Annotated in this window: 11 protein-coding genes; 8 read left to right on the top strand and 3 right to left on the bottom strand. The window is 58.5% G+C overall.

What is annotated here, in order from left to right:
• Positions 1-39: 39 nt before the first annotated feature.
• Positions 40-1,518, top strand: coding sequence for a DUF4340 domain-containing protein (locus tag PSV43_RS23920; RefSeq protein ID WP_300203659.1), 1,479 nt, complete (start codon positions 40-42; stop codon positions 1,516-1,518).
• Between the two features lie 105 nt (positions 1,519-1,623).
• Here the strand turns inward: PSV43_RS23920 and PSV43_RS23925 are convergent, their stop codons facing one another.
• Positions 1,624-2,184, bottom strand: a complete 561-nt coding sequence (locus PSV43_RS23925) for a cob(I)yrinic acid a,c-diamide adenosyltransferase (RefSeq protein WP_300203661.1) — start codon at positions 2,182-2,184, stop codon at positions 1,624-1,626.
• 200 nt (positions 2,185-2,384) lie between these two features.
• A complete protein-coding gene (locus PSV43_RS23930; protein WP_300203663.1) occupies positions 2,385-3,374 on the bottom strand; it encodes a rhomboid family intramembrane serine protease in 990 nt (329 codons plus the stop codon).
• Between the two features lie 92 nt (positions 3,375-3,466).
• Between PSV43_RS23930 and PSV43_RS23935 the strand changes: the two genes are divergently transcribed.
• Both PSV43_RS23935 and PSV43_RS23940 read left to right on the top strand, forming a co-directional pair.
• Positions 3,467-4,669, top strand: coding sequence for a magnesium transporter (locus PSV43_RS23935; RefSeq protein ID WP_300203665.1), 1,203 nt, complete (start codon positions 3,467-3,469; stop codon positions 4,667-4,669).
• A 32-nt stretch (positions 4,670-4,701) separates the two neighbouring features.
• Positions 4,702-5,628 carry a hypothetical protein gene (locus tag PSV43_RS23940; protein ID WP_300203667.1) on the top strand — a complete coding sequence of 309 codons (927 nt, stop codon included), beginning with the start codon at positions 4,702-4,704 and terminating at the stop codon, positions 5,626-5,628.
• Here PSV43_RS23940 and PSV43_RS23945 read toward each other — a convergent pair.
• Entirely contained in the window at positions 5,533-6,447 is a 915-nt protein-coding gene (locus tag PSV43_RS23945; protein ID WP_300203669.1) for a LysR family transcriptional regulator, read from the bottom strand. The genes PSV43_RS23940 and PSV43_RS23945 overlap by 96 nt on opposite strands.
• 90 nt (positions 6,448-6,537) lie before the next feature.
• Between PSV43_RS23945 and PSV43_RS23950 the strand changes: the two genes are divergently transcribed.
• The 5 genes from PSV43_RS23950 to PSV43_RS23970 are packed head-to-tail and all read left to right on the top strand — an operon-like array spanning position 6,538 to position 13,410.
• Entirely contained in the window at positions 6,538-7,653 is a 1,116-nt protein-coding gene (locus PSV43_RS23950) for a CmpA/NrtA family ABC transporter substrate-binding protein (RefSeq protein ID WP_300203671.1), read from the top strand.
• Positions 7,650-8,999 carry a CmpA/NrtA family ABC transporter substrate-binding protein gene (locus tag PSV43_RS23955; RefSeq protein ID WP_300203673.1) on the top strand — a complete coding sequence of 450 codons (1,350 nt, stop codon included), beginning with the start codon at positions 7,650-7,652 and terminating at the stop codon, positions 8,997-8,999. The genes PSV43_RS23950 and PSV43_RS23955 overlap by 4 nt, the downstream gene beginning before the upstream one ends.
• A gap of 34 nt (positions 9,000-9,033) precedes the next feature.
• On the top strand, positions 9,034-10,173 hold the full coding sequence (locus tag PSV43_RS23960) for an ABC transporter permease (RefSeq protein WP_300203675.1): 1,140 nt from the start codon (positions 9,034-9,036) through the stop codon (positions 10,171-10,173).
• A gap of 13 nt (positions 10,174-10,186) precedes the next feature.
• Positions 10,187-11,977 (top strand): ABC transporter ATP-binding protein, encoded by a 1,791-nt coding sequence (locus PSV43_RS23965; RefSeq protein ID WP_300203677.1) that lies wholly within the window; start codon positions 10,187-10,189, stop codon positions 11,975-11,977.
• Positions 11,978-12,009: 32 nt separating this feature from the next.
• Entirely contained in the window at positions 12,010-13,410 is a 1,401-nt protein-coding gene (locus PSV43_RS23970; RefSeq protein WP_300203679.1) for an alginate export family protein, read from the top strand.
• Positions 13,411-13,502: the final 92 nt, after the last annotated feature.

Genomic DNA, 13,502 nt, shown 5'->3' on the forward strand with positions numbered 1-13,502 from the left:
TTCAACTCGTTTTAAGAACCTGTTCTTTTCCTCAACAACATGAAGAAGATCATTATCCTTTTGGTTGTCCTCGTCGCAATCGCTGGCACCGCCTATTTTCAGTCCAACAAGCGCAATTCGCGCCTGAATCGTTCCGTCACGAACGTGAAATCGAGGGAGCTGTTGTTCCCCGATTTTGACATCAACGGCATCAAAAAAATCCGAATCAAAGAGGACAAGTCTGAGACTACCCTCGCCGTCCAGAATGACACCTGGGTCGTCCTTGAGCGTGCGGGGTATCCCTTGGAGAAAGAGAAGCTCCAGACCGCGCTGATGAGCCTCAAGTATGAAAAGATCAAAGGCAGCCGCCAGATCGGCAAGGATTCCTGGGGCAAGGTGGGGGTGAACTCTCCCGGAAATGCCACCGTCTCTGGCGCGGGTACTCTCGTTGAGTTATTCGACGACAAGGACGTTCTGAAATACTCTTTTGTGCTGGGCGGGCAGGTGACCAGTTCTGGCGGCTCTAACAACGACCAGATGCAAATGTTTGGCGGGCCTAAGGGAGACCGTTTCATCCGCATCCAGGGAGAAGACACCATCTGGGAGATCAATGACCAACTGCCCGATCTGGTGACCAAGCCAGACGCCTGGCTGGCGAAAGGTTTTTTTGACGTGCAGAAGCTAAAGTCTGTCGAAGTCACCGCCGCAAAACCGGCTGACTCGTGGAAAGCCGCCCGTGCAGATGAAACGGGAGATTTCACCCTCGAAGGCGCCGGGCCTGGTGAAAGCATCGATGCTGGTAAGGTCTCGCTGGGCACGTTGCTCTCCAGCCCGACTTTCAACGACGTGCTCCCCAAGGACAAGGCTGCCGCCATCATGAAAGACGCAGTGAAGGCAAAGCTGGTCACCTTCGATGGCTTCACCTACAATATCCAGGCTGTGAAGAAGGCCGGGCAGGGGGATGGAGACAAGTACCACCTCACCATGACTGTCAGTGCCGACCTTCCCAAGGAACGCGCCGCCGTGAAGGACGAAAAGCCTGAAGACAAAAAGAAAAACGACGAAGCTTTCGCCGAAGCAAAGAAGACTTTGGAGGGGAAACTAGCCAATGAGAAGAGATTCGAAGGCTGGGTCTATGAGGTTACTGAATACACCGTCAGCAGCCTTTTGAAGAAGCGCGCTGAAATTCTCGGCGCACCTATGCCGGCGAATCAGCAGGCCCCTGCCGCAAGTGGCAATGCCAGTCCTTCCGGGCTGCCCGATATCAAAAAGATGATTCCCGGCCTGAACTTGGCTCCGCCCACACCCGTGCCAAGCAGCCCAGCCGCTCCTGTTGCGAATTCCGCGCCTCCCATGAGCGTGACCACGCCTGCCGTTCCATTGCCTGCAGCGCCTAAAACGGAGATCAAGCCTGCCCCGGCACCAGAAGCCAATCCCATCACAGGTGAAAAACCTGCGGTACCAGCACCTGCTCTGGAATCTAGCAAACCAGCGGCACCTGCTCCTTCTGTGGAGCCTATCCAACCTGCGAAGCCTTAAGGCTCAAGCCGCCAGATTGTTTTCCCCAAAACGGAGTGATGCCTCGCATCACTCCGTTTTTTGCTTTAACTGTGCAGGAATAATTGTGACGTCTTGGCCGTAACATTATTTGGATTCTGTTTGTTCACCACTTTGCTCCTCCCATCGCGCCAGAAGCCACAGCACATCTGAAAGGCGGTTGAGGAACCTGATGAGTTCTTCATTAGGCACGTGATCGGCAGTGCCTTGCAGGTCGATGACGTTGCGCTCGGCGCGGCGGCAGGCGACGCGGGCGAGGTCGGCGTAGGCACCGCTCATGACTCCGGCCTCGCCGGGAAGCGCCCAGCCCTTGAACTTCAGCGCACCGCCGGCTTCCAGCTTTGCCACCCATTCATCCAGCCAGACGACGTTGGGGGTGGAAATGCGTTCGGGGTGGGAGGCTGCATAACGGGTTTCATCGCCGGGAGGGGTAGCCAACTCTCCCATGAGTTCGATGAGCCAGCGCTGCACCTGGGGGACGATTTCTTGTGTCTCTTTCCGCAATGCGGCGATGCGCAGCGGACCGAGGGCGGCGTTCAGTTCATCCACGGCACCGAGAGCGTGGACGCGGGGATGGGATTTGGCGAGACGACAGCCAAACAGCAGGTCGGTCTGACCTTGGTCTCCTTTACGGGTGGCGATGGACATGGGAAGGGGATGACGGGGTTACTCGTCGGGGAATGTGCTTGGCGGTGTATCGTTAGTTGGGGCCGCCCTGGCGGGAACTGGGGGCGGAAGGGCTGCTGTTTTTCCTTTTCGACAGGCGCGCACGGTCCACCCAAACAGAAGAGTTAGCAAGAGCAGGGCAGCTAGGCGTGCGGAACGTGTGGAAAGCATGTGACTTGGGCTCAGCCACCTTTGGCCTGGCGGTGGCGTTCCATTTCACGGCTGGCACGTTCTAAGGTGAGCTTCTCATCCGCAGTGAGGCTGTCTTTGCCGTGAAGGTTTATTTTATCCAGTAGCGGATTCACCACCTCTTCCATCCAGGCTTCCACCGACCCCAATGGCCGTTGGGCAACCGGGGGGTGGGGATCCCTTTCGAGATTGGTCGCTGGGCGAACATTTGTGCGTGCCATGGCTGGTTTGCGCTGTTGCTGGTACTTTGTGGGCTGCCACTGGCTGGCATAAGTCAGGGGTCTGCCTCCATAGCCGAGGCTGCGTGCATAAAACCATCCCAATGCGGCACCCCCAAGATGGGCGAAATAGGCGATATTCATCCCCTCGGGCAGGACATGAAACAAGACTCCGGCGAGACCGAAGACCAGCTGGATGATGAAGAGCCCCTTGGCCAGGGTCCAAAGCCGCAACTGCACGGGAATGATGAAGTAGATGAAAGCGGTGATTTTTTCATCGGGCATCACCATGGCGAATGCCATGAGCAAACCAAACACTGAAGCCGAGGCACCAATCAGCGGCGTGGTAAGGTCCCCTAGCACAAGGCCATTCACCGCCATCTCCGTCGCTGCTCCCACAACGCCTGAGAGCAGGTAGATCAGGGTGAAATGGCGGCTGCCGAACATCTGCTGCACTCCGCGACCGGCGAACCACAGCAGCATCATGTTTAGACCAAAGTGGATCACGCTGCCATGAACAAACATGTAGGTGAAGAGAGTCCAGATATTACCACGCATCAGTTCCTGCACGCTTACACCGCCCAACGGCATGTACATTTCTCCCGTCAGCGGGTGCCGGGCCCAGCCGGTCTCAAACACAAATTGGATGATGAATACTGCGACATTGATACCGAAGAACACCTGGAATGCGGTGAGCTCCCGCGCCATTCCTCCAATAGAACGGGGCGGTCCTTCACGCATGTAGTCGCGGTCATACAGGGCCATGGGTGAATGTGCCCGTCCGTGCGCCCTGTGCGAGGTTTTTTTCGCGTTGGCGATGACAAGCGCCTCGGGCAAGCTTACGCTTGATTCGCCGCATGAAACCGTCCTCTGACTCTCTGCTCGAAGCCGTGTCCCAAAGTGGTGCGCATGACGCTGCCGACCTGCTGGAACAGGCCTCGGGCGAGGATGCGGCGAAGGTACTGCAGCAACTCAACCCCCTGGTGGCGCAGCAAGTGCTGGGGGAGATGCAGGATGAGCAGCGAACTGCGGCCATGACGTTTGTCCCGCTGCGCAAGGCTAGGCAGTGGGCCAGCAATCGTGAGCACCCCGAAGACAGCGTCGGCTGGCTGATGGAGGAGCCGGTGGCGGTGTTCCGGCCTGATGCGACCGCACGAGACACCATTGAAGACGTACGCAAGCTCGCAAAGAAGGCCTTTATTACTTACGGGTACATCACGGATGAAGAGGGGCACCTGCTCGGTCTGCTGGTGATGCGTGACCTGATGCTGGCCAAGCCGGATGCCCGGCTGGCGGAGGTGATGCTGAAAGATCCGTTCAAGCTGGATCCTGACATGGAGCTGACGGAGGCGATGAAGATGGTCGTGAACAAGCACTATCCCGTCTATCCGGTGTGTAGCAAAGACGGCATTCTGCTGGGACTGGTGCGCGGACAGACATTGTTCGAGGCGCGTGCCATCGAAATTAGCGCCCAAGTTGGATCGATGGTGGGGGTTGAAAAGGAAGAACGCCTCTCCACGCCGCTGCTGCGTAGCTTGCGTTTTCGTCATCCGTGGCTGCAGATCAATCTGGTCACCTGCTTCATCGCTGCGACGGTGGTCGGGGTGTTTGAGGGGACGCTCGGCCGCTTGGTTATTCTTGCCGCATTTCTGCCGGTGCTTGCCGGCCAGTCGGGTAATACCGGCTGCCAGGCGCTAGCAGTGACCTTACGTGGCATGACTTTGGGAGATCTGAAGCCGGGGGATGAACGTCGGCTGGTGATCAAGGAGGGGCTGCTTGGCTTGTACAATGGCATGCTTGTGGGCATTTCCGCAGGCGTCGGCATGGGGATATATGCACGCATGAACCACAATCCCAACGCTCTCATGCTGGCATTCGTGGTGTGGGTCGCGATGACTTTTAGCTGCGTCGTCAGCGGCTTGAGCGGGGCTTTGATTCCGCTGCTGCTGAGGAAATTTGGCGCTGATCCTGCCACCGCATCCAGCATCTTCCTCACCACGGCCACGGATGTGATCAGCATGGGGACATTTCTGGGACTCGCGACGCTGCTGGTGCCATGATCGTGTGGGGCAGAGAGCAATGGCAGGCGCACATGCAGGCACATGCCGCTCGCGTGGCTGCGCATGCGGACGCATTTGTGGACCGCCGCAGTCGTGATGCCAAGCATCCGGTGCATGATTTTCTCTTCACGTATTACAGCTTTGCACCGGCGAAGCTCAAGCAGTGGGTGCCGCCGCATGGTGTAAGCCTGGCAGTTACCAGTGCTGATCTCGAAGCCTGCCCGTGGTGGCAAGGTGAACGATTCGTGCGGGAGAATGACCGGCTGCATCTCAACGCGCGGTTCTTCAAGCAGCGCGAGCGCGAATTTGCCGCATGGGTGGCCATGCTGTGCACGCGTATTCTCGGCAGGGCAGGGCGGTTTGCCTGCTATGGACTGCATGAGTGGGCCATGGTGTACCGCCAGACTGCGCAGCAGGTGCGGCATCAGGGGTATGAGTTGCGGCTGCCTCCGCACGAGCTCGCCGCCTTTGTGGAATCGCTCCCTGTGTGCTGCTCACACTATGACGCGTTTCGGTTTTTCACAGCGGAGGCGCGGCCTATGAATGTGCTGCAGCCCACGCTGGACTCACGGCCTGATCTCGAACAGGGCGCGTGTTTGCATGCGAACATGGATTTGTACAAATGGGCTTCCAAGCTCTGGCCCTGGACGGGTTCGGATCTGATTGGGGAGTGCTTTGAGCTGGCGCTGATGGGGCGTGATCTCGACATGCGTGCCAGTCCGTATGACCTGAGCGGCATGGGCTATGAGCCGGTGAGAATTGAAACCCCTGAAGGTCGTGCCGAGTATGAGCGTGAGCAGCGTGAGCTGGCGGTTAAGGCGGCGGAGCTGCGCCGGAGGCTTCTCGATCTGTGCTCGGCACTTTCACAGGTGGTCGTTGCTCATCCGCCGCCCCACCTCTTCACAGAGTCCGATGAAGGTGCGCTCGGGCAGGTTCAGCGGGCGGTTTTTGAGGGTTGAGACAATCCAGCGGCGCTTGAGTTTTGTTTTCGGCAACGGCAGCGCGATCAACTGGCCCGCTTCGATTTCGGTGCGTGCAATCCAGCGTGCGGCAATCGCCACGCCGATGCCCAGCTTGGCCAGCTCCACCGTAGCCTCGGAGCTGCCCAACTCGATGAAGGAGTGCAAGCGCACGCCGTTCTTGAGAAAGTACTCCTGAATCATGGAGAAGTTCAGACTGTTGCGGCTCGCCACGATGAAGGTTTCGTTTGCCGCATCTTTCAGCTTCGGGCGGGTTTGGGCCCAGCGGTGCAGCGGCGAGACGAGAAACTCCAGTTCATCATCAAAGATGGCGTGGCAGTTCAGGCGCGAGACATCCAGCGGCCGCAGGCTCACCGACAGGTCAATTTCGTTTTTTACCAGCCGGTCAATGGTGTCCGGTGTCTCACCGCAGACGACTTTAATTTCATATAGAGGGAAGGACTCCTTGAACTCACGCAGCACGGTGGGGAGGATGAACTGGGCGGCTGCTGTGGTGCAGCCGATGTGGAGCCTGCCGCGCGGGGTCTGATCCAACGTTCCCAGCACGGCGCGTGCATGAGACATGGACTGCAGAATCGTTTCCGCATGCGGCAGCAGCTCACGGCCTGCATGTGTGAGGTGCACGTGTTTGCCCTGGCGGTGAAACAGCTTGCTGCCGAGATCTGTCTCCAGGGATTTGATGGCGTGGCTGACAGCACTCTGCGTCAGGTGCAATTCGCGTCCGGTCTGGGTGAAGCTGCCGCTGCGGGCGAGGCGCACGAAGGCGCGGAGCTGTCGGGTGTCGATGGCTTGTTCCATGAATTTTATTCATACATCTATTGAAAAACATTGCGCTTTGTTTATAGCGAAATATTCGCAGATGGCCTCCGTGGTGCTGATAGGGAGGGCATGTCGCAGCACTCAACAGTTTCAAAAGTCTCTCTCGCTGGAGTCGTCAAGCCGGTCCGAATCGGGTTCATCCCCCTGGTGGACTGCGCTCCGCTGCTGGTGGCCAGGCACATGGATCTGTTCAGCAAGCACGGTGTCAGAGTTGAGTTAAATTGTGAGGTCGGATGGGCCACCATTCGGGAGAAGCTGCTCTATGGGCAGCTGGATGCGGTGCATGCCATCGCCGGCCTGGTGCTGGCGCTGCGGCTTGGGCTCAGCACTCCGCCCTGTCGAGTGGTGGCTCCGTTCGTTTTCAACCTGCATGGCAACGCCATCACCCTCAGCCGGGATCTCTGGAACCGGGGAGTGCGTGATGCCGCCAGTCTGAAAAAACTCATCCGCAGCGCATTCAGCCGCCGCTTCACTTTTGGCATGGTGTCGCGTTACTCCTCCCACTATTTTCTCCTGCGCCAATGGCTGCAGTCAGGCGGCATTGATGTCGAAACAGACGTGCGCATCGTCGCGCTGCCTCCTACGCAGATGGCGTCCAGTCTGGCAGAGGGTCTCATTGACGGATATTGCGTCGGTGAGCCGTGGAACTCTTATGCCGTCGAGCGCGGCATCGGCTGGGTCGCCGCCACCAGCGAACAGCTCGCTCCCGGGCACCCTGAAAAAGTCCTGCTCACGACCGAGCGCTTTGTCACCACTCATGCGGAAGAGTCGCAGGCGATCATCAATGCCTTGAAAGAGGCCTGCGAGTTCTGCGACGTCAGGGAAAACCGCCCGGAAGTCGTCCGGGTGCTGGCCGACAGCGGCTACTTCACCGGCCACGAGAAAATTTTGCAGCGCTCCCTCGTGGGGCCGCTGGATCTCGGCTCCGACAAATCCGCCGCCGTCGAGGATTTCCACATCTTCCACCGCCGTGAGGCCAACATCCCTACGAGTGATCGCGGCCGCTGGCTGCTCGAGCAGTTTATCGCTCACGGTCTGCTTTCAAGCACCCAATACACCAAAGCTGCCTCCGCCCTGAGTGAGGCGTGGACTGCTGAACTCTATTTTCCCAAAGCCAAGGCCGCCGCCAGCAACGACCCAAAACCTGCTAAATCCAACAAACGCTCATCAAAAACCAAAGTATGAAATTCACTCTCACTACACTCGCGCGACTAGCGCTTATGATCACCGCACCTGCATTTGCAGGCACCACGGAACTGCTCGATGTCGAAAAAGATCAGCTCAAGATCGGCTTCATCAAGCTGACGGACTGTGCACCTCTTGTCATTGCCAAGGAGAAAGGCTTCTTTGAAGATGAGGGGCTGATTGTCGAGGTGGAAGCCCAGGCAAACTGGAAAGTGCTGCTCGATCGCGTCATTACCGGCGAACTCGACGGCGCTCACATGCTGGCTGGACAACCCATCGGTGCCACGGTCGGTTTTGGGATCAAAGCGGAGGTCATCACCCCGATCAGCCTCGACTACAATGGCAACGCCATCACGGTCTCCAACGCTGTATGGGAGAAAATGAAGCCTGCGATCCCGAAGGATGCGGACGGGAAGCCCGTGCATCCGATCAAAGCCGACAGCTTCAAACCCATCGTCATGGAAGCCAAGGCCACCGGCAAGCCTCTGCAGTTTGGCATGGTATTCCCTGTCTCCACTCATAACTACGAGCTGCGCTACTGGCTCGCTGCCGGTGGCATCAATCCCGGGTTCTATTTCGATCCGAAAAGCGGTGAGGAAAACATTCCCGGAGTTCTGAATGGTGATCTGGTCATCTCCGTGACGCCGCCACCTCAGATGCCCTCCACGCTCGAAGCTGGCACCATTGTCGGTTACTGTGTTGGCGAGCCCTGGAACCAGCAGGCGGTCTTCAAGAAGATCGGCGTTCCGGTGGTCACCGATCATGAAATCTGGGCCTACAATCCAGAAAAAGTCTTCGGCATCACGAAGGCATTCGCGGAGAAAAATCCAAACACCACACTGGCGCTGACCAAGGCCATCATTCGTGCCTGTGCCTGGCTCGACGCGAGTCCTGAAAACCGCAAAGAGGCGGTGAAGATCCTCAGCAGGCCCAATTACGTCGGAGCTGATGAGGCGGTGATTGCCAACAGCATGACGGGCACCTTTGAATATGAGCCTGGCGACAAGCGCGCTGCGCCGGATTTCAATGTCTTCTTCAAGCATGACGCCACGTATCCATGGGCGAGTGATTGCGTTTGGTATCTCACGCAGATGGTGCGCTGGGGGCAGGTGAAAGAGCAGAAGCCGGATGCCTGGTATGCAGAGACGGCCAAGTCCGTCTATCGGGCCGACATCTATGAGCAGGCCGCGAAGCTGCTGATCAAAGAAGGCTTCTTCACCGACAAGGACTTCCCGCTCGGCACTGACGGCTTCCGCGAGCCGTCCTCCGAATTCATCGACGGCAAGACCTACGACGGTCACAAGCCGAACGACTACCTCAAGGCCTTCGAGATCGGCCTGAAATAAATCTCAATCACGTCCCTGAAAAGCCGCCGCCATCATGAACGCCACCACCGTCCATCCCCCCACCGTAGTTGCTGCGGTGCCTGCTCCGAAGCGTGAACCCCTGCGCCTGCTTGCGTTTGCCTCCTTGCTGGAAAAACTCGGCCTCGGCTATTTCAGCCCCTTTGTCCGCATGGCTGCCCGCTACGATGTGAAATCGCAGTGGCAGCAGGTGGTGACGAACACGGTTTTGCCCGGCGTCGTGATCATCCTGTTCATGGGATTTTGGACCCTGTGCTCAAGCATGGTGCATACGGACAGCCAGCGCATCCCGACTCCCACGGAAACCTGGAAGGCATGGCAGGGCATGCGTGAATTTGCCCGTAACGAGGCCGTCAAGAAACAGGAGTTTCTTGCCAGCATGTCCACGATTGCCGCCAAGTGGGATACGAAGGCAGCGGAGGCCAAGGCCGCAGGCAATGCGGCTTCGGCCACCAAGTTTGGCGAAAAGGCTGAGAGCTACCGCAGCAAATACTACGCTGGCCCTCCGACCTTCGGCACACAGATCATGACCAGCCTGCTCACCGTGGCGATCGGCATCGGTGCGGCCACCTTGATCGCCGTGCCGCTTGGCTTTCTTTGTGGATTGAGCCCGCGCTTCAATCTGGCGATGAATCCGATCATTCAGATCTTCAAGCCGGTGTCTCCGCTGGCCTGGTTGCCCATCGTGTTCGTGTTTGTGACGGCGCTCTATCAGCCAGCCGGGGATGCCAGCATCTCGCGGGCGCTGCTCATCTCCGCAGGCACGGTGACGCTGTGCTCGTTGTGGCCCACGTTGATCAATACAGCAGTCGGTGTGGCCGGGGTGGATCGTGACTACCTCAATGTGGCCAAGGTTCTCAAGTTAAACGCCTTTCAACGCATCTGGAAAATCATCCTTCCCGCCGCGTTGCCGCTGATCTTCACCGGCATGCGTCTTTCCATCGGCGTCGGCTGGATGGTGCTGATCGCCGCTGACATGCTGGCGCAGAATCCTGGGCTCGGCAAATTCGTCTGGGACACCTTCCAGAACGGCTCCACCGAAAGCATGGCGCAGATCATCGTCGCTGTGTTCGCCATCGGTTTCATAGGCTTCGTCCTCGACCGCATCATGCTGGCCCTGCAGCGCCTCGTCACCTTCGGCGGTCAGACACTCTAACCTCACCTGCGTCATGTCCTTGATTGAACTCAACAACGTATCCGTGGGTTTCGGTGCCGCCAGCACGCGCACTGAGGTGCTGCGTGACATCAACCTCACGCTGAATGAGGGCGAACTCGTTGCCATCGTCGGCTACTCCGGCAGCGGCAAATCGACCTTAGTCAATCTCATCGCCGGTCTGGTAATGCCTGACAAAGGCGCGGCATTGTTTGATGGAAAACCGATCACCGGCCCCGGCCCGGAGCGTGGTCTGGTGTTTCAAACCTACGCCCTGCTCCCCTGGCTGAGCGTGCGGGGCAATGTGGCGCTGGCAGTGAACCAGGTCTGCCAGAACGAATCGCTGGAGCAGCGCAATCTGCGCATCACCGATGCCGTGGATCAGGTCAAGCTCACGCCCGCGCTGCGCAAGCTCCCCAGTGAACTGTCCGGCGGCATGCGCCAGCGTGTTTCGGTGGCCCGTGCTCTGTCGTTCGCGCCGCGGGTGCTGCTGCTGGATGAACCTCTGAGCGCACTCGATGCCCTCACTCGTTCGGAATTGCAGGATCAAATCCTGGAACTGAAGCAGCGCACCGGCCAGACCATCCTGCTCATCACCAATGACGTCGATGAAGCCTTGTACATGGCTGACCGTGTCATTCCATTGACCATGGGCCCTGCCGCCACCTTTGGCCCGAGCGAGGAGATCCACCTGCGTCGTCCGCGTGATCGTGCAACCTATCTGGCAGAGCCGACCGTGCTCGCCGCGAGAAAACGCCTGCTGGATTTCCTCATCGCCCAGCGCGCGGACAATGCGGAAAACGTCTCCATCCGCGCGCTGCCGGATGCCGACCCGGTGGACATCTCCCAGTCACGTCCCACCTTTGCCTTTCGCTGGATTCGTGACCGCAATGAGCTGGAAACCGGCGAACCCGCCGTGCCGAAGCACAAGGAAAGCCACAAGCCCGCTGAAGGCTTCGTCACCATCAGCCAGCTCGGCAAAACCTACCCGACGCCACGCGGCGCAGCGGTGATCGTGCGAGACTTTGATCTGCACATCAAGCGCGGCGAACTCGTCTCCATCATCGGCCACAGCGGCTGCGGCAAGAGCACCGTGCTCAGCATGGTTGCCGGACTTTCGAGCATCACCGACGGTGGCGTCATCATCGACGGGCGCGAAATCGACGGTGCCGGGCCGGATCGCGGCATGGTGTTTCAAAGCCCGAATCTGCTGCCCTGGATGAGCGCCTTGGAGAACGTCATGATGGGCGTGCGCCAGGTGTTTTACCACCTCAACAAGAAGGAGCAGCGCGACATCGCCTGCCATTATCTGGAAACGCTCGGCCTCGGTGGCAGCTTTGACAAGAAGCCCGGCACGTTGTCCCAGGGCATGCGCCAGCGCGTCGGTCTCGCCCGCGCGTTTGCGTTGCAGCCGAAGGTGCTGCTGCTGGATGAACCCTTTGGCATGCTCGACAAGCTGACCAAACTGGAGCTGCAGGACGTGCTGCTCGACCTGCGTGACCGCACCGGCACCACGGCCATCATGGTCACGCATGATGTGGATGAAGCTATCTATCTCTCCGATCAGGTCGTGATGATGAGTGACGGCCCCGCCGCCACCGCCGGTGAAATCCTGCACATCTCCTTTCCGCGTCCGCGTGACCGCAAGGTGCTGATCGAAAGCCCCGAGTGGCATCACTACCGCGAGCACCTGCTCTCCTTCCTCGAAGAGCGCGCTGACGTGCGTGGGGTGACTACGCACCACAGTCGCGCTGCGGGGACACTGCTCCGTCGCCGCGCATCCCTTTCCCTGCAAGCCGCCGCTTAGCTGAATCAACAACACACCCACTCCACACACACATGAAAAGACTGCTCCCGCTTTTGCTTGCGACCACATCGCTCGCACTCGCCCAAACCCCCGCTCCCAAAACCACGGTGCCCGTCCCGGTGCCAGGCTTTACGCTCGCCCCTCCACCTTCCACGTACACCCCCATGAAGATGGGCAAGTTCACCTTCGATGTACAGGAAAAAATGCGCTACGAAGTCCGTGAGAACAACTTTGACTTCAACAGCGCGGTCAACAGTCCGCAGGACGACGCCTGGCTGCTCCAGCGCTTTCGCCTGGGCTTGGGCTATGACATCAACCCATGGATCAAGCTCTATGTGCAGGGCCAGGACGTGCGGGAGATCGGCGGAGACCGTGGCCACACCATTGGTGTCAATGGTGCCGAAGGAGATGACATCTTCGACATCCTCAAAGCTTACATTCAAATTGGAAATCTCAAGAAGGGCTTCAGTTCCGTCCTCGGCAGGCAGTTCCTGTCCTATGGAGATCAGCGACTGCTAGGGCCGCTGGAGTGGGCCAATCAGGCGCGCACTTTTGACGCCTTCAAGTTCCGCTACACGGCCAGCCAATGGTCCTTGGATCTTTTCACCGCCAGTCCGGTGAACTTCACCAACAACCAGTTCAACAAATCGGACCTGATCAACCAGTATGACCACCGCAATGCCTTCATCAGCGGAGCCTATCTCAGCACGCTCTTTGTCCCCTTCAACACCACCACGGATTTCTACGTGCTTCACAACCGGGATGACGGCACAGCAAACTTCGGCCCATCGAGAGGCGCGACCAGCTTTGTCACCCTAGGCACCCTTTGGAAAGGGGACCCTAAAAAGCTTCATGGCTTTGACTATGACACTGAGATGGACTTTCAGACCGGCAAGGTCGGCGGACGCTCTCTCACCGCTTACGCGGGCCACTGGGGTGCTGGCTACAACTGGCTCAAGCACGCCTGGAAGCCACGTTTTGGCTTGCAGTATAACTATGCCAGTGGTGACGGAGATCCCAATGACGGCAAGGTAGGCACCTTCCAGAATCTGTATCCAACGAATCATCTCTTCTACGGTTACATGGACACCACGGCGTGGATGAACGTGCACAACCCCCAGGTGAATTTCAGCTTCATGCCGACGCCCAAGATGAAGGTGATGCTGGACTACCATCTCTACTGGAACGCCAGCAATTCTGACGCTTGGTATCGCGCCAATGGAGCCACGAAGGTACGTCCTCTCAGCGCCGCCGCGAACAACGCCAGCAGCTTCAGAGGCCAGGAGTTTGACATCACGATGAGCTACAAGCTCAACCCCCACGTGGGCTTTCTGGCAGGCTACAGCTACTTCGTCGCCGGTGACTACCTGAAGCAGACCGGATCTGGCAGCAATGCACAGTTCGGCTACGTGCAGGTGCAGATCGACTTCTGATCTGCCGGACTCCCAGCGCCTGCCGCTGCAGGCATTCAAGTGGCAGGCGCCAGGGTTTTAGGCATGAAAGTTATTCATCAATATTATAAAAA

Origin of the sequence: Prosthecobacter sp., assembly GCF_029946185.1 — a bacterium.
Taxonomy (GTDB): domain Bacteria; phylum Verrucomicrobiota; class Verrucomicrobiia; order Verrucomicrobiales; family Verrucomicrobiaceae; genus Prosthecobacter.

Coding starts and splice junctions, on each gene's coding strand:
- PSV43_RS23955 (WP_300203673.1), top strand. CDS start 7,650: ATGAAATTCACTCTCACTACACTCGCGCGACTAGCGCTTATGATCACC.
- PSV43_RS23970 (WP_300203679.1), top strand. CDS start 12,010: ATGAAAAGACTGCTCCCGCTTTTGCTTGCGACCACATCGCTCGCACTC.
- PSV43_RS23960 (WP_300203675.1), top strand. CDS start 9,034: ATGAACGCCACCACCGTCCATCCCCCCACCGTAGTTGCTGCGGTGCCT.
- PSV43_RS23935 (WP_300203665.1), top strand. CDS start 3,467: ATGAAACCGTCCTCTGACTCTCTGCTCGAAGCCGTGTCCCAAAGTGGT.
- PSV43_RS23950 (WP_300203671.1), top strand. CDS start 6,538: ATGTCGCAGCACTCAACAGTTTCAAAAGTCTCTCTCGCTGGAGTCGTC.
- PSV43_RS23940 (WP_300203667.1), top strand. CDS start 4,702: ATGCAGGCACATGCCGCTCGCGTGGCTGCGCATGCGGACGCATTTGTG.
- PSV43_RS23925 (WP_300203661.1), bottom strand. CDS start 2,184: ATGTCCATCGCCACCCGTAAAGGAGACCAAGGTCAGACCGACCTGCTG.
- PSV43_RS23930 (WP_300203663.1), bottom strand. CDS start 3,374: ATGGCCCTGTATGACCGCGACTACATGCGTGAAGGACCGCCCCGTTCT.
- PSV43_RS23965 (WP_300203677.1), top strand. CDS start 10,187: ATGTCCTTGATTGAACTCAACAACGTATCCGTGGGTTTCGGTGCCGCC.
- PSV43_RS23945 (WP_300203669.1), bottom strand. CDS start 6,447: ATGGAACAAGCCATCGACACCCGACAGCTCCGCGCCTTCGTGCGCCTC.
- PSV43_RS23920 (WP_300203659.1), top strand. CDS start 40: ATGAAGAAGATCATTATCCTTTTGGTTGTCCTCGTCGCAATCGCTGGC.